Below are 19,115 nucleotides of genomic sequence, written 5' to 3' on the forward strand. Positions count from 1 at the left end.
CTCAGCTGATCCGGAACTTGGCGGAGAGCAGCGAGGACAGGCGGGAGTCCCTGCCGACGAGCAGCTCGAAGTCGCCGGGCTCGACGACGCGTACCCCATCGGTGTCGACAAGGGTGCAGTCGCTCGCCGGCACCTCGATCTCCACCGTCACGCTCTCGCCCGGCGGCACGGTCACCTGCCGGTACGCCTTCAGCTCCCGCCCGGCCCAGGTCACGCTGGTGACCAGGTCGCTGACGTACGCCTGAACGGTCTCCAGCGCCGGCCGGGTCCCGTTGTTGGTGAGCCGCACCGTCGCCCGGACCACCCCGTCGGCCGCGACGTCCGGCTCGCCGATGGTCAGCCCGTCGTACCCGATCGTGGTGTAGCTGAGCCCCTCACCGAACGCGAACAGCGGGTCCTGGGTGAGGTCCGCGTACCGGGTGCCGTGCTGGCCGCGTACCTGGTTGTAGTAGATGGGCTGCTGGCCGACGTGCCGGGCCGCGGAGATCGGCATCCGGCCGCTCGGCTCGATGTGGCCGAGGATCAGCTCGGCGAGGGCCTGCCCGCCGCGCATGCCCGGGTTGAACGCCTGGATCAGCGCTGCCGCGTTCAGTGCCGAGGGCGGCAGCACGTGCGGCTTCGAGTCGAGCAGCACGACGATCATCGGGGTGCCGGTGGCCGCGACCGCGTCGAGCAGCGCGATCTGCCCGCCCTGCAGCTCCAGGGTGGCTGTCGACTTGTGCTCGCCGGTCAGGTTGACGGTGTCGCCGACGACCACGATCGCGACGTCCGCGGCGGTCGCCACCGCGACGGCCGACGCGATGCGCTCCGGGTCGGCCGGGATCGGCTGGGAGATCGGCGGACGCGGCTGGCCGTCCGGAAACGTTTCGCCCTCGGGGTCGGCGACCAGGCGCTCGATCTCGGCGCCCTGCTCGAAGACGATCTCCCAGTCGGCCGGGACGGTGGCGCGCAGGCCGTCCAGCACTGTCGCGGTGAGCTCGCGCGGGTGGCCGTCCGGCATCCAGTCGACCTGGCCGGAGTCGCCGGCCCAGTCACCGAGCTGGGCGGAGACGTCGTCGGCGTTCGGGCCGATCACCGCGATCCGGCGCGGACCGGCGGCCGGCTCCAGAGGCAGGACGCCGTCGTTGCGCAGCAGCACCAGCGAGCGGCGGGCGATCTCGAGGTTCAGCTCGGTGTGCTCCGGGCTGCCGATCACGGCACGCTGGCGGTCGGCGTCGGGCGCGCGCGGGTTCTCGAACAGGCCCAGGGCGAATTTCAGGCGCAGGATCCGGCGTACCGCGGAATCCAGATCGTGATCGCCCAGCAGGCCGCGCGCGACCGCTTCCTGCGCGCCTTCGAAGAAGGCGGGCGTGGTCATGACCAGGTCGTTACCGGCCTTGACAGCGCGGGCCGAGGCTTCCGCGTAATCGGCGCAGACCTTCTGCTCCCAGACCATCCGGCCGACGTTGTCCCAGTCGGTGACGAGCGTGCCGGTGAAGCCCCACTCGTCCTTGAGAACGTCGTTGAGCAGCCATTTGTTCGCCGTGATCGGCACACCGTCCATCGACTGGTAACCCAGCATGAAGACGGCACAGCCCTCTTTCACGGCCCGCTCGAACGGCGGCAGGAACCAGGACCGCAGCTTGCGGCGGCTGATGTCGGCCTCGCTGGCGTCCCGGCCACCCTGGGTCTCCGAGTAACCGGCGAAGTGTTTCGCGGTCGCCAGGATCGCTGTCGGGTCGGTGAGCCCGTCGCCCTGGTAACCGCGGATCATCGCGGCGCCCAGCTCGCTGATCAGATAGGGGTCCTCACCGAAAGTTTCGTCGACCCGGCCCCATCGCAGGTCCCGGGTGATGCACAGCACCGGCGAGAACGTCCAGTGGATGCCGGTCGCGGAGACCTCGATCGCGGTCGCCCTGGCCACCCGCTCGACGAGAGCGGAGTCCCAGGTCGCCGCCATCGCCAGCTGCGACGGGAAAATCGTCGCGCCCGGCCAGAACGAGTGGCCGTGGATGCAGTCTTCCGCGGTGAGCAGCGGAATCCGCAGCCGGGTACGCGCGACCAGCTCAGCGGCCTCGACCAGTTTCGCCGGGGAGGTGTGCAGGATGGACCCGGCAAGCTTCTCCAGGACGATCTCCGAGATGTCCTGCCGTGCATCGAGCTGCAACATCTGCCCGGCTTTCTCAGCGAGCGTCATGCGGCCCAGCAGATCTTCCACACGCTCCTCGGTGGAGAGCGATGGATCCTGATATGGGAAGTCTGCGGGCATACGTGCCTCCGGTCTGACGAACACGAACGTTTCGGAGTCTTCCAGTACGGAACCGGTTCCGGCACCCCGCCCCGGTTCCGGAACTTGGCGGGTTCATTCCACCCGTCGAGAGGATCGACACATGCCCGGGGAGGAGCGTCGCACAGCAGAAGTGGGTATGGTCGCTAGAAGGCCGCACTCATCGAAGTTGAGCAATGACTCTGAGTGAGGAAGGAGGCGCTCATGAACTCCGACGACCGGATCCTGCGATCCAGCGAGGAAGCGCTGGAGCACATCTCCGGGATCTGCTTCAAAACCGGCCCCCCACAACGGGTCGGTGTCGAGCTCGAATGGACCACCCACCACGCCGGCGACCCCGCAGCGTATCTGCGGGCAGAGGACCTGGCCGCCGCACTCGGCGGGCACACGCCCGCCACCCTCGGTAATCCCCACCCCCAGCCACTGCCCGGCGGCGGCTCTGTCACCGTCGAACCGGGCGGCCAGATCGAGATCTCCTCCGCCGTGGCGGACGATCTGGCCGGACTGCACGCCACCGTCAGCGCTGAACAGGCCGCGCTCACCGAACTGCTCACCCGCTCAGGCATCGTCCTGGGTGACCGGGGCATCGACCCCCACCGGCCACCGCGCCGCATTCTCGACACCCCTCGTTACGCGGCGATGGAACGCGCCTTCGACCGCGCCGGGCGAACCATGATGGGCAGCACCGCCGGTCTCCAGGTCTGCTTCGACGCGGCTCCCGGACGCTGGGAGGTGCTGAACGAGGCCGGGCCGGCGCTGCTCGCGCTCTTCGCGAACTCGCGGCGGCACGCCGGACGCGACACCCGCTGGGCGTCCGCCCGGATGGCGACCTGGCTCGCCATGGAGCAACGCCGCACCGGGCCGGTGCCGATCGGCGACGACCCGGCTCTCGACTGGGCGCGGTACGCGCTCGACGCCCCCCTGCTCTGCGTTCGCCGCGCCGGCCAGAGCTGGGACGCGCCACCGGGCCTCACCCTGGCCGGCTGGATCGCGAGCGACGACCCGCCGACAGTGGACGACGTCGAATACCACCTGGGAACCCTCTTCCCGCCGGTACGCCCTCGCGGATACCTGGAAGTCCGATACCTGGACACCCAGCCCGGCAGCGAGTGGATCGCTCCGGCGGCCACGCTCGTGACGCTGCTGGCCGACGACTCGCTCGTCGACCAGGCGCGGGAGGCGGCCGCGCCGTCGGCCGGACGGTGGCTCGCCGCCGCCCGCGCCGGTCTCGCCGACCCCGCGGTACGCGCATCCGCCGCCGCCCTGGCCGAACTGGCCTGCCGGAACCTCGACCGCACGGGGTTACCCACGCCGGTCCGGGAAACCGTCTCCGACATCCTCGCCCGCCGCTTGCACGACGTCGCACGCGTTGCGGCCTGAGAAAACAGCGGCTCAGAAACAGCGGCCTGAGAAAACAGCGGCTTGAGAATAGGGATTGGGAACGTGACAACACAGGACCTGCGGCTGACCATCGCCGCCGAGCTGGAGAAGACCCGCGCCCGTACCACCGCACTCACCGAAGCCGTCGACGAGGCGGACCTGATCCGCCAGCACTCCCCGCTGATGTCCCCGCTCATCTGGGACCTCGCGCACGTCGCCAACCAGGAAGAACTCTGGCTGGTCCGGGACGTGGGCGGCCGTGACCCGGTTCGCCAGGACATCGACGAGCTCTACGACGCGTTCAAACACTCCCGCAAGGACCGGCCCGCCCTGCCGCTGCTCGACCCGGCGCAGGCCCGCGCCTATGTGGCGCAGGTCCGGGACAAGGCCCTCGACGTGCTGGATCACGCGACCTTCGATCCGCAGCGGCGCCTGCTCGACAACGGCTTCGCCTTCGGCATGATCGTGCAGCACGAGCAGCAGCACGACGAGACGATGCTCGCCACCCATCAGCTGCGGATCGGCGACCCGGTGCTGAACGCTCCCCCGCCGCCACCGTCGCGGCAGCGGGTGACCGGCGAGGTGTTCATCCCGGGCGGGCGCTTCACGATGGGCACCGACACCGACGCCTGGGCGCTGGACAACGAGCGGCCGGCGCACACCGTCGACGTGCCGGCCTTCCACATCGACGCGGCACCGGTGACGAACGGCCAGTACCAGGCGTTCATCGCGGCCGGCGGTTACGACTCCCCGCAGTGGTGGAGCGAGCGCGGCTGGGCTTATCGCGTGAAAGCCGGACTTGTCGCCCCGCTTCATTGGCGACACGATCCGAGCGGCTGGCACACCAACCAGTTCGGACGGATAAATCCGATAAATCCTGACGAGCCGGTGGTTCACGTCTGCTACTTCGAGGCCGAGGCCTTCGCCACCTTCGCCGGCAAACGACTGCCCACCGAGGCCGAATGGGAGAAGGCCGCCCGCTTCGACCCGGCGACCGGCCGCTCCCGCCGCTTCCCGTGGGGCGACGAGACACCCGAGGCCCGGCACGCCAACCTCGGCCAGCGGCACCTGTCGCCGGCTCCGGTGGGTGCCTATCCGGACGGTGCCTCGCCGGCCGGCGTACACCAGATGATCGGTGACGTCTGGGAGTGGCTCGCGTCCGATTTTGATCCCTACCCCGGGTTCACCGCGTTCCCCTACCGCGAATACTCCGAGGTCTTCTTCGGCGGCGACTACAAGATGCTGCGCGGCGGGTCGTTCGGCACCGACGCGTCAGCGGCCCGGAGCACCTTCCGCAACTGGGACCACCCGATCCGGCGGCAGATCTTCAGCGGCTTCCGCCTCGCACGGGACGCATGATGTGCCGGCATCTCGGTTACCTGGGTCCGCCCGTACCCATGAAGGGCTTTTTGTTCGACCTTCCCCATGCGCTGGCCACGCAGGCGTGGGCACCGCGTGACATGCGCGGCGGAGGCACCATCAACGCGGACGGCTTCGGCGTCGGGTGGTTTCCGCCCGGCGCCGACGCGCCCGTGCGTTATCGCAGCTCCATGCCCATCTGGTCGGACACCGCCCTGCCCGCGCTCGCCGCTGCCACCTCGTCGGGCGCCATTCTCGCCGCGGTCCGTTCAGCGACCGTCGGCATGCCGGTGACCGAAACCGCCGCCGCGCCGTTCACCGACGGGAAGTGGCTCTTCAGCCACAACGGCGTCGTGCGCGGCTGGCCCGGCACGATCGCCGGCCTCGCCGGCGATCTTCCGGTGGAAGACCTGCTCACTCTGGACGCGCCCACCGACGCCGCGGCCTTATGGGCTTTGGTACGCGCGAAGCTCCGCGCCGGCGACCACCCCGCGAAAGCCGTGTCCGCCGTCGTCGACGAGGTCCTCGCCGTCGCACCCGGATCACGGCTCAACCTGTTGCTCACCGACGGCACCCAGATGATCGCGACGACGGCCGGGCACGCGCTGTCCGTTTGTGCCCGTGACGACGCGGTGCTGATCGCGTCCGAGCCGCTCGACGCCCTGCCGAACTGGAAGTCCGTTCCCGACGGCCGCCTGGTCGTTGCCACCGCTTCGTACTGGGAGATCACGTGATCGAACTGCTGGACGACGACGATGTCGCCCGGACGCTCCGCGCCGACGTGCGGGCCGGGTTGACCGATTCCCCGAAATGGCTGCCGCCGAAGTGGTTCTACGACGCCCGTGGCAGCGCGCTCTTCGAGGAGATCACCCGGCTTCCGGAGTACTACCCGACGCGTACCGAACGGGCCATCCTGGTTGATGCCGCCCCGGCGATCGCCCGGATCACCGAGGCGAAGTCGCTTGTCGAACTCGGTTCCGGCTCGTCGGAGAAGACCCGCCTGCTGCTCGACGCGATGCTCGGCCGGGGCACCCTCGGATCGTTCGTCCCGCTCGACGTCTCCGCGTCCTTCCTGGCGTCGTCGGTCGACACGCTCACGGCCGACTATCCCGGGCTGACCGTCACCGGCGTGGTCGGCGACTTCGCCCGGCACCTCGGCCATCTGCCGGACGGCGACAACCGCGTCGTCGCGTTCCTCGGCGGGACGATCGGCAACCTGATCCCGGCCGAACGCGCCGCGTTCCTCACCTCGCTGCGCCAGGCCCTGCACCCCGGCGAGTGGCTGCTGCTCGGCGCTGATCTGGTCAAGGACCCGTCGGTGCTGGTCCCGGCGTACGACGACGCGGCCGGGGTGACCGCCGCCTTCAACCGCAACGTCCTGCACGTGGTGAACCGGGAACTCGGCGCCGGCTTCGACGCCGATGCTTTCGAGCACGTGGCGCTCTGGAACCCGGAGCAGGAGTGGATCGAGATGCGGCTGCGGGCCGGTGCCGCCCAGCAGGTCCGGATCGCCGAGCTGGATCTGACCGTCTCGTTCGCGGCCGGCGAAGAGCTGCGGACCGAGACGTCCGCGAAGTTCCGCCGCGACGGGCTTGCCACGGAGCTGGGTGCGGCCGGATTCGAGCTGAGTCACTGGTGGACGGATCCGAAGGAGTGGTTCGGGGTTCTCCTGGCCCAGGCTCTCTGAGATGCTGCCCTTTCCTCGCGGTGCCACACTGGCCTGGAGCGAGGAGGTTCGCCATGGAGTTCGATCCACTCAGCAGCGCCGAGGACCTGATCCGCTCCAGCCGCGACGAGCTCCGCAGGGCCCTGCGGATGCGGCCGCTCCCGGTCGCGGTCCTGGTCGGGGCGGCCACCCTCCCGCCGCCGAGGCTCGGTGGCTGGGAGACGTTCAACGGCGCGGCCACATGCGTACGCGTCGACTTCGGCGCCATCGAGCCGGCCGGTCCCTGGGTGAGTGTCGAGACAGCGCGCTGGTCCGGCACCCAGGCGTCCGGCGGTCCGCTGCGTGAGCTGCTCGAACACCACATGCGGATGAACGGTGACCGGTTCTCGTCGGTCGAGTGGACCGGCGATGACCGCACCGTCACGGTCGACGGCCGGACGGTGGCCGGCCGCCGGCTGCGCGCCGGCGACCACTGGTGGGCGGTGCGCTGCTCGCTGCGTGACGTGGAGATCAGCGTGGTGGCCCGCGACTGGGACGCGGCCATCGAGATCCGCACCCTCAACCAGGCAGAGATCGACGAGATGATCTCGGTGGTGCCCACCCCGCCGGCGTTCGTCCCGCCCGATCCGTCGGCCGTCACCGCCCCGCCGCCCGGCGAGCCTCACCGGCTGCTGGTGGACGAAGCGCTCCGTTCCGCACGGGACCAGGCCGGCTGGCTCGCCGACGGCGGTCCGCCGCCCCGGCTCTCGTCGAACTGGGCGGCGCTCTGGCGGGCGACCGTCCGCCGGCAGGCCGATCTGGCCGGCCAGCCGGAGGTCGAGGCGGAAAAGGCCGTGCAGAGCATGGTCAACCAGATGACGAACCTGAGCCACGAGGCCGCGTGGTTCCGCGACGACGAGGCGCTGCGCGGGCGAGCGGTGTCCGAGACACTGCTCTTCGGTACGGGCCTGGGGCCGAACGTGCCCAGCCGCCCGGCGCAGCTGGCGTGGCTGCGCCGGCAGGGCATGCGGCCTACCGACTACGCCCGCCTGGAAGCGATATCGGCCGCGCAGACGACGTGGCTCGACGAGTGGCGTACCTGGGCTAGCTCGGTCTGAGCTTCGGCAGTCTGCGGCGGCGTTTGAGCAGGACTCCCCGGGCCGGGCGTTCGACGGCCGCGTGCAGGAGCCAGGCCGCGCCGAGGGACAGCAGGAACGTCGCCACGGTCAGCGCCGCGCCCTTGCCGGGCGGGAACTTCGGGTGATAGCCGATCGTCGCCTCGAACAGCCGCACCACGAGTAGGTGCACCAGGTAGAACGCGAACGACCACTCGCCCAGCCGGACCATCGTGCGGTTGCGCCACGGGGTCCAGCGCTCCGACAGGTCGGCCACCGCCGCCGTGAACAGGAGCAGGGCAAAACCGGGCATGGTGCAGGCCGCGTACCCCCAGGGTTCCGGCACGTGGATGGAGAGGAAGTAACCACCCCCGGTGAGCGCACCGGCCGCACACCAGAGCGGGAGCAGCCGCTGCGGCCGCCACGAACGGACCAGCAGCGCGAGCGTGATGCCGAGGACGAACTCGGGCAGCCGGCCCACCGGAGTCCAGTGGAAGAACCAGTCGACCTGCTCGCGCCCCGTGAACAGCAGGCCTGCCGCAGGTCCGAGCACGGTGACCGCCAGGGCTCCGGCGCCGGTCGCGACGACACCCCGCCGGCCCAGCCGGGTCACCCCGAGCGCCAGCAGCGGGAACGTCAGATAGAAGAACGCCTCGACCGAGAGCGTCCAGCTGACCGTGTTGAGACTCTGCAGGTAATCAAGTTCTGGCGACCACGCCTGGACCAGGAAAACATTTGCCACGGCCACCCAGGGTGACGGCAATTCCCACGGTTTGTAAGTAAGCAGAAGAATCGCCACGAGTATTGCCGTGACGATGTGCAACGGGTAGACGCGCGCGAATCGCCGCCACCAGAACTTCCGGAAACCGGTGCCCGGACAGGCCCACATCAGAACGAATCCGGAAAGAATGAAGAAGAACGACACCCCGACCGAACCGGGCTTGAAGACCGCCGTGATCATCCGCGCTTCGGGGCCAGGTTTGAAATATTCGACAAGGCACAGATGAAAGCCGAAAACCAGAAATGCGGCGACCCATCTCAGGCCGGTGAGCGAGGGCAGCGTTCCACCGTTTTCGCTTTTCTGTGAAACGGTTGTGGAACTCGGCTGGGGGGCAGTCGAGGACATCCGGGCAAGGTACCAGAGGTCCCCATGAAATCATTAATCGTCGATTGTTCACATCAGTTCAGCTGCCATTCCGACACGAATCCACGCATCCACCCAGGCTCGCACGGCGGTCTCGCCCGGGTCCGGTCCGAGCACTGCGGCGACACCCTCCAGCGCCCCCGCGACCCGGTGCAGCCCGACCAGCGCGAGGGTCTGCCGCGCCTCCCGCAGCCGGTCCGGGTAAACGCCGGGCAGGTGCGCGAGCCCGGTGTGTGCCGCTTCCGCGAGCACCGCGCGCGCCTGCCCGACCGCTGCGGCGAGCGGATCGCTCTCCCTTTCACCCGCTGGGGGCAAGATCTGCGCGGCCTCCGAATCGGGGCCGGCCAGGTCCGGCACGATCGGTGGCCCATCCGCCACGATCGCGTACGGGTCGACGACCAGCCCGCGCCCGGTTCCACCCCGATGAACACTTCCGGACACGTACCGCGGTGTGCCGTGCTTTCCGGAGAGCGCCGCCAGGACCGCGTCGATCCGGCCCGGCGCCACACCGGTGTGTGACGCCGCCACCGTCGCGGTGGTGCCGGCCCGATCCCGGATCTCCACGGTGAGCCGCTGCTCCCCCGGTGCGTAGCGGACCTCGCCCACCTCGGCGATCGCGAGAACGCGTACCAGCTCGGCCCGCACCCGGGCACGCACCGGCCGCGGCGGCAGCCGGCTGATCTCGGCGGCGAGCAGCGCGTAGTCGAGCGTGAGCAGCCCGGGCGGCAGCCGGTCCCAGGCCCCGGTGCCGACCGTGACGGTGGAACGCGCAACCCGGCTGGAGGCGATCCGCACGGCCCGGCTGGCGTTGCGCAGCGCCGACTCGGTGACCACGACACCGGCCGCCAGCGCACCCACCGTCGACCCGCTGACCCGCCGCCGCGCCAGAGCCGGCCCGTCGTCCTCGCTGGTCCACTCCCGCTGCGAGACGAGGACGACCCCGGTGGCCGCCTGAGCATGAAAGATCTCCACCACCCGCCGGTCGTCGACGGCGGTGACCCGCGCCCCGAGCCCATCGAGCCGAACCCGCCGCAACGGCGTCTCCGCCGACTCCTCCGAGCCCAGAACCCGAGCCCGCAGCCCCGCACCGCCACTGTGGCGCCCAGCGCCGCCGGCCTGCAGCTCCCGGCCGGCTTGGGGTGGGTCGCTGTGATCGGGTACGCCGTGACCCGCGCCGCCCTGATCAGGGCCGCTTTGTTGTGCGTTGTCCTGCTCCTGGCGGGGTTGCGCCGCGCTGGCCCGGGCCGCTTCGACGCCTCGGTGGCGGGGTTGCGCCGCGCTGGCCCGGGCCGCTTCGACGGCTCGGTGGCGGGCGAAGAGTTCGGCTATCAGGTCGGCGAGCTGCTCCGGGGCGTAGCGGGCGCTGCGCTCCCGATAGCCGGCGAGCTGGTCGGCGAGCTCGGCCGTGGCGTCCAGCGGCCAGCGGAAGCCGGCCCGTTCCAATCGGCCGAGATGCCCGGCGACCGAGGCGGCCAGTCCTTCGCCGGCGTGCACGGCACCGTGCCGAAGGACTTCGGCGGCGAACTCCAGCACCGGTTCGAGCCCGGTACCCGGCCCGGCCGGTCCCGGATCAGCGCCGCCCACGTCGACGAGGCACTCCGGTTCGCCCGGGTGCAGCTCGTCGGCGACCCGGAAGGCCCAGACGGCCAGCGCGATGACGTCGTCGCGTACCCCGGCACGCGCGTCGGTGTGCACATAACCGAGGTCACCCGGCACCAGGAACCGCACGGTCGCCGACGGCAGCTCCACCACCGGGACGGTCCCCCGCCGAACCCGTGCCGAATAGCCGGCCCGCTCCGCCCGCCGCGCAGCGGCAACAAGCCGCGCCCCGATCCGGGAAACAACCTCCTCGTCACCGAACTCCCCCGGCGACCACCCCCGAACAGCCGATCCCGGGGCAGCGCCAGCCGGGTCCGGAGCAGCGCCGGCCGGGCTTCGGGCAGCTCCGGCTGTGGCCTGGTAGGCGAGGATCAGCGCGATCACGTGCCGGCAGACCGCCGTCGCGCCGCACGAGCAGCTTCCCTGTTCCAGGCCGCCCGCCGGCAGTTCCGTCCGCATCCCGTCGGCGAACTCGGCGACCACTGTCGAACCCTCGCCCGCCGACAGCTCGGGTGCTTCCCGCTCCACCTCGCGCGCGGCCCGCTTCACCAGGCCACGGTTGGCGAGCGCCGCGAGCGCATCCGGATCCAGGGCGAGCAGATCCTCCCGAACCGGCAACGATCCGGTGCTCACCGGCCCACCCTCTCCGCCACGAACTCGGCCAGCTGGCCCGGTGTCATCGCGCCCATCCACGCCCCGGCGTCCGCCAGCCTCTGTGCGCACGCGCGGTCGTAGGCCGGGTCGGCCTGCTCGTCCAGGGCGGCCAGCCCCAGGACGGTGCTGCCCTGGTCGGCGAGTTCGCGCACCGCGCGTACCAAAGCGGCCTCGGACCCGCCCTCGAAGAAGTCGCTGACGATGGCGACGATCGTGCGGCGGGGTCGTTCAACGAGTTGGGCGGCGTACCGGACGGCCCGGGCGATGTCGGTGCCGCCGCCGAGCTGGGTCTTCATCAGAAGCTCGACCGGGTCGCTGACGTCCGACGTCAGATCCACCACCTCGGTGTCGAAAGCGATCAGGTGGGTCTTCACCCCGGGCAGGCCGTACAGGCAGGACGCGGTGACCGCCGAGTGGATGACCGACGGCAGCATCGAGCCGGACTGGTCGACCAGCAGGATCACCTGCCAGGGCGCGAGGTGCCGCCGGTTGCGGGCCAGGAAGTACGGCGTCTCGACGGACAGCCGCCGCTTCTCCGGGTCGTAGTGGCCGAGGTTCACCCGGATGGTCCGCCGCGCGTCGAAGTCCCTCGCCTGTTTGAACCGGGTCGGCTGGCGGGCTCGCGCCCCGGAGAAACTACGCCGCACCTCGGTCGCGAGCTTCTCGGTCAGGTCACGCACCACCGCCTCGACGATCCGCCGGGCCAGGCGCAGGACCTCCGGGTTCATCAGGTGTTTGGTACGCAGAACGGCGCGCAGCAGCCCCGGATTCGGCTCGATACGTTCCAGCACGGCGGGGTCGGTGACGATGTCGTGAACCTCGTACCGTTCCACGGCGTCGCGCTGGAACCGCTCGACGGTCTCCTTCGGGAAGAGCCGGACGATGTCGTCCAGCCAGTCGACAGTGGTCAGCCGGGACCCACCGGTGCCGCCCTGCCTGCGCCGGATGTCCCGCCGGTCCAACTCCTCGTCGCGGCCGTACAGCCAGTCCAGCGCCGCGTCACGCCCGGCCGCGTCACCGGCGAGCGCACCGAGGCTGCCGTCGGCCGGGTCACCGAGGATCAGCCGCCAACGCTCCAGCCCACTGTCGCTCACCGGCCGCCTCCAAGTCCGAAAAAGATCATCGGAGCAACCCCGCCTGGGTGAGCCGCTCCTGCACCGTCTCGTCCAGCGCCAGCCCGGCGGCCACGATCTCCGGCGGCACGCTCGCCCGGAGCAGATCGCGCCCGGAACCACCCAGCCCGCGCATCTCCAGCAGCTGATCCGCGATCGTGACGCGTTCCCGGGGCGGGAAGAACTCGAACGCCTGCCGCAGCGCCGGCAACGCCAGCAGGAACTCGTCGGCGCCGATCCCGCGAACCAGCTCGTCGAGCAGCCCGAGGATGCCGCCCGGCGCGAGGACCGATTCCCGGGCCACGCCGAACAGTCCCGCCAGCCAGTCGCCGGCCGAGCCACCGGTGAACGCCCCGCGCACCGCCGGCCCCGGGTCGGACGTGTCCTGCGACAGGAGCCGGGCCAGGCCGTAAAAGGCGCCGCGCAGGTCAGGGGGCGCGGCCCGGTCGGCCGCGACGCGCTCCGCGATTCCCCAAGCGTGGGTACGGTCGACGCCGGCCCTCTCGGCATGCCGGACAGCATCGCGAACCGCCACGACGGCTCGGATCCGTGGCAGATCGGCCGGCAGGCCCGCACCGTGCCAGCCCTCGGCGAGCCAGAGAATCCGGCGGGTCGCACCGGCCACCACCGCGCCGAGCAGGTCGCTGCCGGCCGTCCCGAGCATCCGGTCGTGCCGCCACAGGGCGAGGACCACGGTGAGCACCCGGCCCAGTTCGCCGAGGTCGGTGCCGGCCGCGACGCCGCGTTCCAGCCGGTCCGGCAGGTCACCGGCGAGCTCGGTGACACCGCAGAACGCCGCGTCGAACAGCGCGTCGGCCAGCTGGCCCAGGTCGTTGCCGGCGTCGTCGACACGCTGCCCGATCCGGGCCGTCGCGGCGGCTTCCAATGTCGGGCCGTAACCGCCGGCCTCGATCAGGGCGACCAGGCGGTTCTCGTCGTTGCGGATCCGCCACTGCTCGGTGAGGACCGGGTCGATGCCGGTGGCCGGGCCGGCCGTCCGGGCGTACCCGGGCACGCCGAGGACCCGCAGCCGGTGCAGCAGGCGGCTACGCTCGCGATCCTCGGGTTCGAGCAGGTCGAGCCCGGGTTCGCCGGGCTGGTCGAACTGGTGGCGTTCCAGCTCGGCGGTGGCCGCGTGCACGAGCGGCGGCAGCGGGGTGTCCGGGTGCAGACGGCCGACCCGGTCGCCGCTGAGCACCGTGGTCATCTCGACGACCGCGGGGTGCTGGCCGGCCGTGAGGGTCCCGCGCACCGACCACGGCAGCGGCACGTCGAGCGCCTCGTTGACCAGGGCCGCGGCCAGGCCGTCGAGCACGTCGACCCGGGCCGGGTGGCGGTGCCCGCGCAGCCGGGCGAGCGCTTCGGCGCTGGTCCGGGCGGCGATCAGGTCGGCCGTGGAGACCGGCTGCCCTCGCTCCCGCAGCCGCCCGGCGACAGCGGTGACCAGGTATCGGGCGGCCTCGGCCGGCCCGTCCTCCCAGAGCCGCTGGTAGTACTCCGGCGACGGCATCCCGGACTGGTAACCCCCGAACGCGTCCAGCCGCCGGAACGAGTACGGCACCAGGTAACTGCCACCGACCGCGCCCTCCGGCGGCTTCGGCACCTCCGGCCACCCGCTCGCCGCCGGCGGCAGTGCGGAAGCGCCGGCCGGGAGAGGCTCCGCAGGCGAAAACCCGGCCGCGAGGCGGAGCAGGGCCGGACGGTGGAAGCCGCCGACCACCGCGACCACCGGGCGGTCACCGGCGGCGCGGACCGCCGCGCGGATCCACTCCGCCATGTACGCCTCGCGCGCTGTGTCCGACGACCCGGCCGCCGCCTCGCCACGGATCAGGTCGAAGTACGCCGTGAGCCGGTCGGCCAGGCCCTCGCCGGGCTCCATCTCGACCAGGTGGTCCCAGAGCGCGTCGGTGTTGTCCACCCCGAACGCCGTGCACAGCCGCTCGACCGCCTCGGCGTACCGCTGCTCGGCGTCCGCATAACGATTGCTGCGGTCGGCGAACGCGTCGTGCCACGCCGGCAGGTCGATGAAGAACGGAACGGCGCCGGTCTCCCGCGCGGCGGCCAGCGCCACCCACTCCGGCGAGTAACCACAGAACGGCGCCCACGACCCGTGCCGCCGGTGCTCGTCCGCGTAACTGGTGAAGACCGCCACCGGCAACTGGTGGCCGAGCAGCAGCTCGCCGATCCGGTCGTTCATGTCGGCCGGGCCCTCGATCAGGACGTACGCGGGGCGCAGCTCGGCAATGGTCTCGCCGACCAGGCGGGCACACGCCGGACTGTGGTGCCGGACCCCGACGACGGTGAGGCTCATCCGCCCGGCAGTTCCCGGCGCGCGTCCCGCAGTTCCCGCCACTGCCCGCCGCTGCGCCACGAGGTGTGCTGTTCCAGGTATCGCCGCAGTTTCGCGAGGTCTTCGGCGTTGTCCTTGGCCGCGGTGCCGGCCAGGCAGGAGACCAGGTCGGCGGCGTCTCCGGCGGTGCCGCGCAGGAACCAGCCGCGCAGCCCGACCGCGTGTGCCACCGACACGGCCTCGGCGGTGCTCATCACCGAGGACAGCCGTTCCATCTCGTCACCGCGGGCGGTCCGCCCGGTACGCAGCTCCCGGAACGTCGTGACCAGCACTTCGAGCACGTCGCGTCGCGGCGGGGCGGTGACCCCGGAGCGGCGCAGCAGCTCGGTCGCCTCGGACTCGACGAGGGTCAGCTCGGTGTCGAAGTCGGCGATCGGGAAGACCGTCTCGAAGTTGAAGCGCCGTTTCAGCGCCGAACTCATGTCGTTGACGCCGCGGTCCCGGGTATTGGCCGTGGCGATGATGTTGAAGCCGTCCCGGGCGAAGACCATGCCGGCGTCACCGGGCAGCTCCGGAACCGCCATCACCCGGTCGGAGAGCGGTGAGAGCAGGCAGTCCTGCACCTCGAGCGGGCACCGGGTGATCTCCTCGAACCGCACGGTGCTGCCCTGCGCCATGCCGCGCAGCAGCGGCGCCGGGACCAGCGACCGCTCGGTCGGGCCCTCGGAGACGAGCAGCGCGTAGTTCCACGAGTACTTGATCTGGTCCTCGGTGGTGGCCGCGCCGCCCTGGATGGTCAGCGTCGAGTCGCCACTCACGGCCGCCGCGAGCAGCTCGGAGAGCAGCGATTTCGCGGTGCCGGGCTCGCCGACGAGCAGCAGGCCACGGCTGGTGGCGAGGCTGACCAGGGCACGGTCGATGAGCGACGGGTCGCCGACGAACTTGCGGGCCACGCCGAGTTTCGCGTCGCCGACGACGAACGCTCGCGCGGCCCGCAGGCTCAGCGCCCAGCCGGGCGGTTTCGGCGCGTCGTCGGCGGCCCGCAGCCGGGCCAGCTCGTCGGTAAACCGCACCTCGGCCGGTGGTCGCTGGGCTCGGCCCGGTGAGACCTCGACGGCAGAGCTCACGACAGCACCTCTTTCAGGTCGCGCAGCGCCTCGGCCGCGACGATCGGGTCGAGCTCGCGCAGCCGGCTCGCGGTGTCACGCCGGTGCCAGCGGTTGCCGGACCGGGCCTCGGCGTAGACCTCGCGGATCGTCTGGTCGGGCAGGACGTCCAGGGCGCCGACCGCGATGCCCGGGTCGATCTCGACGACCAGGCTCAGGTCGCCGGGGATGTCGCGCTCGAACCAGCCCTGCACACCCGCGTCCTGCGGTGCGCCGCGCTGCCAGCCGCGCCGCTCCAGGCCGAGCAGTTTCGTGGTGGGCACGGTGATCCCCAGGAAGCCCTGGCCGAGCCGTTCCTCGATCTGCTCCGGCGTGAGCGCCTCGACATCCCGGCCGAGCTGTGGGAACGGCTGGAGGATCTCGTAGTCGGCGAAGACCTCGGACCAGGCGGCCAGCTCGCCGCCGAGCTTGAGCGGGTGCGCCACCGCGATCCGCTCGTCGTCGCGCAGGGTCACGCCCTCGTCGGTCACGCCGGCGAACGTGCCGTCCTCGGCCAGGCGCACGCCGGTGGACTCGTCGACGCGCAGCCAGACGAGCCGCCGCACCAGGTGCCGCAGCAGCGGGTGCCCCGCGAAGTACTGCTGGAAGTCGTCGCCGGTCCACGAACGCTGATCGACCATGGCGCGTTCGAGCCGGCGCACCTGATCGGCCGCGATCGCACGGACGTCCTTCTTCAGAGCCGAGAACCTCTGGTACGCCTCCGGCGCGAGCTGTGCGTCGTCCTGCGCACCCGGTTTCGGCAGGGTCGTGAGCCGTTTGCCCGCCGCGTCCGCCACGAACGGCTTGAGCTGCTCGTCGAAGCCGACGGTGAACTGCCGCCGCCCGTAGTCGAGGACGAGGCTGCCGTCCGCGTCCAGCCCCAGGTCGGGCACGAGCCGGTCGGCCAGCTCGTCGGAGCTGAGCCCGAGCGCTGCCGCCAGCTCGGCGATCTTTTCCTGGGCGCGCTCCTTGAGGCCGCGGAATTTCACCTTCTGTGAGATGCCGTGCAGGTACATCAAGGCGACGTCGGTGCCGATCTCGGCGAGCACGTCGAGGCCGGACACCGCGCGGGCGTGCCCGCCCTCACCGGGCCAGGCGCGGATCACCGGGGCGAGGCGGCGGACCGTCTCGTCGTCGCCGAGCAGGCCGAGAGCGTCCAGAGCCCAGTTCTGTTTCGCCGGGTGGCCGGCCTCGCGCCACTCGGTGAACAACACCCAGGCGAACTCGGCCAGGTCACCCGCCTCGCACTCGGCGGTCACCACCGCCAGCCCCGGGTACGCCTCACCGAGCCGGGAGATCGCCAACATCGTGATCACGTGACCGACCGCCGTGGCGGGCAGTGCGCCGCGACCGCCGGTGAGCCGGATCGGCGGGAGCAGCGCGGGGTTGGCCCACTCGGGCAGCGCCGGAATCGTCTTGGGCAGGATCGTCAGCGGGTCGACGGCCAGGATCTCCTCGACCGCGGCGACGGTTTCCGGCCCGAACGTCGCCGCCGCGGCGCGCACCTCATCGGCGCCGCCCTCAGCGGCCAGCGCACGCAGACCGGCCTCGGCGTCGGCGCGCACCGCGCCGGCTTTGCCCGCGACCGGTCCGACCGCGACCGGCACCAGGGCCCGGGCCGCGGCGGCGGCGTGCCGGGCCAGCCAGGCCGTCGTGATCTTGCGGACCGATCGGAGCCGCTGGTGCCAGCCGGCCATCAGCAGGGCGATCTCCGGCGACGTGATGGGCGCGAGGACCGGCACGGTGGTGGCCGGCGCCCGCCGCGCGCAGTCGACAAGCGCCGGGACGGCGGCCACGCCGTAACGAGCAAGGACGGCCCGCCCCCAGTCGCCGATGTCGCCGGCGTCGGCCGGGCGCCAGCGCTCGATCAGGTCAAGCGTGAACTCGTCGGGCGCCACCAGGAAGAAATAGATCTCGTCCCACCGGTTCGACCCGGAGGTGCCGACTCGGCGGGCCACCGCCGCGAAGTCCTGGTCACCGCCGTGCCGGCGGGCCCAATTGCTGGTCGACCAGGACTCCCGCTCGCCCGCCAACCAGTCGACGCTCACCGGATCGCCGGCGACCAGCCCGGTGACGACAAGCGGTTTGCGGGTGACCGGGGTGGCCCACGGCGGGTCGATCAGGATCGGCGGCAGGCCGGCCGGGTCGGCGCTGTCCGCCGAGGCCGCGCCCAGCGCGGCGAGGACCGCGCCGAGCCGCTCGGCGGCCGGGCCGTCGAGCGCCGGGTGGACCTCGGCGGCGAGGTCCATCTGGTTGGCCACCTGGGTGCGCAGCAACCGGGTGGCGGCGGGGCGGTCGGAGGCCGCGAGCACCCGCAGCGCCCGCTCCGGATGCCGGGCGGACACGTCGGCGACGGCACCGGGCACGTGCGGCCGGTCGAGACGCTCGGCCAGCGCGGCGAACGCCTCGTCGGTGCCGATCGCGGCAAGCGCGGCGAGCAGCTTTTTCTGCCCGTCGGCGGTGCTGTGGTCGTCGAGCCAGTGGGTCAGGGCCGGCACCGACGCGTCGCCGACGCCGGCCACGAACGTATAGAGCAGCTGCGAGTCGTGGGTCACCTGCCAGGTGCTGGTCTCCTCGGCGAGCCGCAGCCCGAGGTCACTGTCGGTCACGACGGTGAGCATCAACAGCTTGAGCGCCGGCCGGTCGGTGCGGCGCAGGACCCGCGCGACGACCTCCTCACCCCAGGCCGCCTCGTCGGGGACCAGCACCGAGATCACCGCACGCTGCGGCAGCGCCTCGCCGCGCACGGCCGCCAGGCCCGTCACGACCTGCTCGTATTCCTCCGGGGACGCGGCGGCCACGGCAGCCCGCAGACGGTACGCGATCCGGACCGCGAGGGTTGTCGAGTAACCCGTCGCGTCCCGGTCGGGCACGCCCCGCGTGATCGGGCGGCTCACCCCGAAGTCACCGGGGTAGAGCCCGGCGAGCTCGGCCGTCGCAGCGGCCGCGAAGGCGAGCCCGTGCCGGTCGCGCCAGTAGTCACCGAAGCTTTCGGCCTCGTCCAGCCTGCTCCACCCGAGAATCCCGGAGATCGCCTGAGCCACCGCGCCGGCGCCCAGCGGTGGCGCGGCCGGGTCGCCGGAGAGGTAGGCCCGGCCGGCCGCCGAGATGTCGGCCGGGGTGCCGGGGTGCACGAGCGAGGAGAGCACGTCACCCTGGAACGCGCTCAGCAGCTCGGCGGCATGGCCCACTCGAGCAGCCTGAACTCCCGGCATCGGCGGGGCATCGGCCCGGCGCGGCAGCACGAACCGGCGCCAGGCGGACGGGATCGCGAACGAAAGCATGGCCGGAACCCTAGCGAGCCGGTCCGACAAAAAACTGACCGCCATGGACAACCGCCGATGGGTCGGCGACAGTTGAGGCAACTCCGGCGCGGGCCGCGCAGGCGGCCGGCCCGCGCCGGTGT

General features: G+C 71.8%; 12 protein-coding genes. 5 read left to right on the forward strand and 7 right to left on the reverse strand.

Annotated elements, in window-relative coordinates:
• Position 1: 1 nt before the first annotated feature.
• Positions 2–2,248: a glycoside hydrolase family 3 N-terminal domain-containing protein gene (locus tag ACQP2E_RS28965; protein ID WP_433826112.1), complete on the reverse strand. Its 2,247-nt coding sequence runs from the start codon at positions 2,246–2,248 to the stop codon at positions 2–4.
• 222 nt (positions 2,249–2,470) lie between these two features.
• Between ACQP2E_RS28965 and ACQP2E_RS28970 the strand changes: the two genes are divergently transcribed.
• From ACQP2E_RS28970 to ACQP2E_RS28990, 5 genes are all read left to right on the forward strand, one after another.
• The gene (locus tag ACQP2E_RS28970; RefSeq protein WP_433826113.1) at positions 2,471–3,646 is read left to right on the forward strand and encodes a glutamate-cysteine ligase family protein; all 1,176 of its coding nucleotides are present in this window, start codon (positions 2,471–2,473) and stop codon (positions 3,644–3,646) included.
• 63 nt (positions 3,647–3,709) lie between these two features.
• The gene (egtB, locus tag ACQP2E_RS28975; RefSeq protein ID WP_433826114.1) at positions 3,710–5,005 is read left to right on the forward strand and encodes an ergothioneine biosynthesis protein EgtB; all 1,296 of its coding nucleotides are present in this window, start codon (positions 3,710–3,712) and stop codon (positions 5,003–5,005) included.
• The gene (gene egtC, locus ACQP2E_RS28980) at positions 5,005–5,739 is read left to right on the forward strand and encodes an ergothioneine biosynthesis protein EgtC (protein ID WP_433826115.1); all 735 of its coding nucleotides are present in this window, start codon (positions 5,005–5,007) and stop codon (positions 5,737–5,739) included. The genes egtB and egtC overlap by 1 nt, the downstream gene beginning before the upstream one ends.
• Positions 5,736–6,692: an L-histidine N(alpha)-methyltransferase gene (gene egtD / locus ACQP2E_RS28985; protein WP_433826116.1), complete on the forward strand. Its 957-nt coding sequence runs from the start codon at positions 5,736–5,738 to the stop codon at positions 6,690–6,692. Before egtC ends, egtD begins: the two co-directional genes overlap by 4 nt.
• A 53-nt stretch (positions 6,693–6,745) precedes the next feature.
• Positions 6,746–7,768 carry a hypothetical protein gene (locus tag ACQP2E_RS28990; RefSeq protein WP_433826117.1) on the forward strand — a complete coding sequence of 341 codons (1,023 nt, stop codon included), beginning with the start codon at positions 6,746–6,748 and terminating at the stop codon, positions 7,766–7,768.
• Here ACQP2E_RS28990 and ACQP2E_RS28995 read toward each other — a convergent pair.
• The 6 genes from ACQP2E_RS28995 to ACQP2E_RS29020 are packed head-to-tail and all read right to left on the reverse strand — an operon-like array spanning position 7,755 to position 18,993.
• Positions 7,755–8,891 (reverse strand): acyltransferase family protein, encoded by a 1,137-nt coding sequence (locus tag ACQP2E_RS28995; protein ID WP_433826118.1) that lies wholly within the window; start codon positions 8,889–8,891, stop codon positions 7,755–7,757. The two genes, ACQP2E_RS28990 and ACQP2E_RS28995, sit on opposite strands and share 14 nt — an antisense overlap.
• A gap of 48 nt (positions 8,892–8,939) precedes the next feature.
• A complete protein-coding gene (locus ACQP2E_RS29000) occupies positions 8,940–11,141 on the reverse strand; it encodes a hypothetical protein (protein WP_433826119.1) in 2,202 nt (733 codons plus the stop codon).
• Positions 11,138–12,256 (reverse strand): VWA domain-containing protein, encoded by a 1,119-nt coding sequence (locus ACQP2E_RS29005; RefSeq protein ID WP_433826120.1) that lies wholly within the window; start codon positions 12,254–12,256, stop codon positions 11,138–11,140. Before ACQP2E_RS29005 ends, ACQP2E_RS29000 begins: the two co-directional genes overlap by 4 nt.
• A gap of 25 nt (positions 12,257–12,281) precedes the next feature.
• Positions 12,282–14,585 (reverse strand): DUF5682 family protein, encoded by a 2,304-nt coding sequence (locus ACQP2E_RS29010; RefSeq protein WP_433826121.1) that lies wholly within the window; start codon positions 14,583–14,585, stop codon positions 12,282–12,284.
• Complete coding sequence (locus ACQP2E_RS29015) at positions 14,582–15,691, reverse strand: ATP-binding protein (RefSeq protein WP_433826122.1); 1,110 nt, start codon at positions 15,689–15,691, stop codon at positions 14,582–14,584. The genes ACQP2E_RS29010 and ACQP2E_RS29015 overlap by 4 nt, the downstream gene beginning before the upstream one ends.
• Complete coding sequence (locus ACQP2E_RS29020) at positions 15,688–18,993, reverse strand: DUF4132 domain-containing protein (protein WP_433826123.1); 3,306 nt, start codon at positions 18,991–18,993, stop codon at positions 15,688–15,690. The genes ACQP2E_RS29015 and ACQP2E_RS29020 overlap by 4 nt, the downstream gene beginning before the upstream one ends.
• Positions 18,994–19,115: the final 122 nt, after the last annotated feature.

Source organism: Actinoplanes sp. CA-015351, assembly GCF_050955685.1.
Classification (GTDB): Bacteria; Actinomycetota; Actinomycetes; order Mycobacteriales; family Micromonosporaceae; genus Actinoplanes.

Bases quoted from the DNA above. Each gene is read 5' to 3' on its own strand.
- ACQP2E_RS28965 (WP_433826112.1), bottom strand. From the start codon at position 2,248: ATGCCCGCAGACTTCCCATATCAGGATCCATCGCTCTCCACCGAGGAG.
- ACQP2E_RS28970 (WP_433826113.1), top strand. From the start codon at position 2,471: ATGAACTCCGACGACCGGATCCTGCGATCCAGCGAGGAAGCGCTGGAG.
- egtC (WP_433826115.1), top strand. From the start codon at position 5,005: ATGTGCCGGCATCTCGGTTACCTGGGTCCGCCCGTACCCATGAAGGGC.
- ACQP2E_RS28990 (WP_433826117.1), top strand. From the start codon at position 6,746: ATGGAGTTCGATCCACTCAGCAGCGCCGAGGACCTGATCCGCTCCAGC.
- ACQP2E_RS28995 (WP_433826118.1), bottom strand. From the start codon at position 8,891: ATGTCCTCGACTGCCCCCCAGCCGAGTTCCACAACCGTTTCACAGAAA.
- ACQP2E_RS29010 (WP_433826121.1), bottom strand. From the start codon at position 14,585: ATGAGCCTCACCGTCGTCGGGGTCCGGCACCACAGTCCGGCGTGTGCC.
- ACQP2E_RS29020 (WP_433826123.1), bottom strand. From the start codon at position 18,993: ATGCTTTCGTTCGCGATCCCGTCCGCCTGGCGCCGGTTCGTGCTGCCG.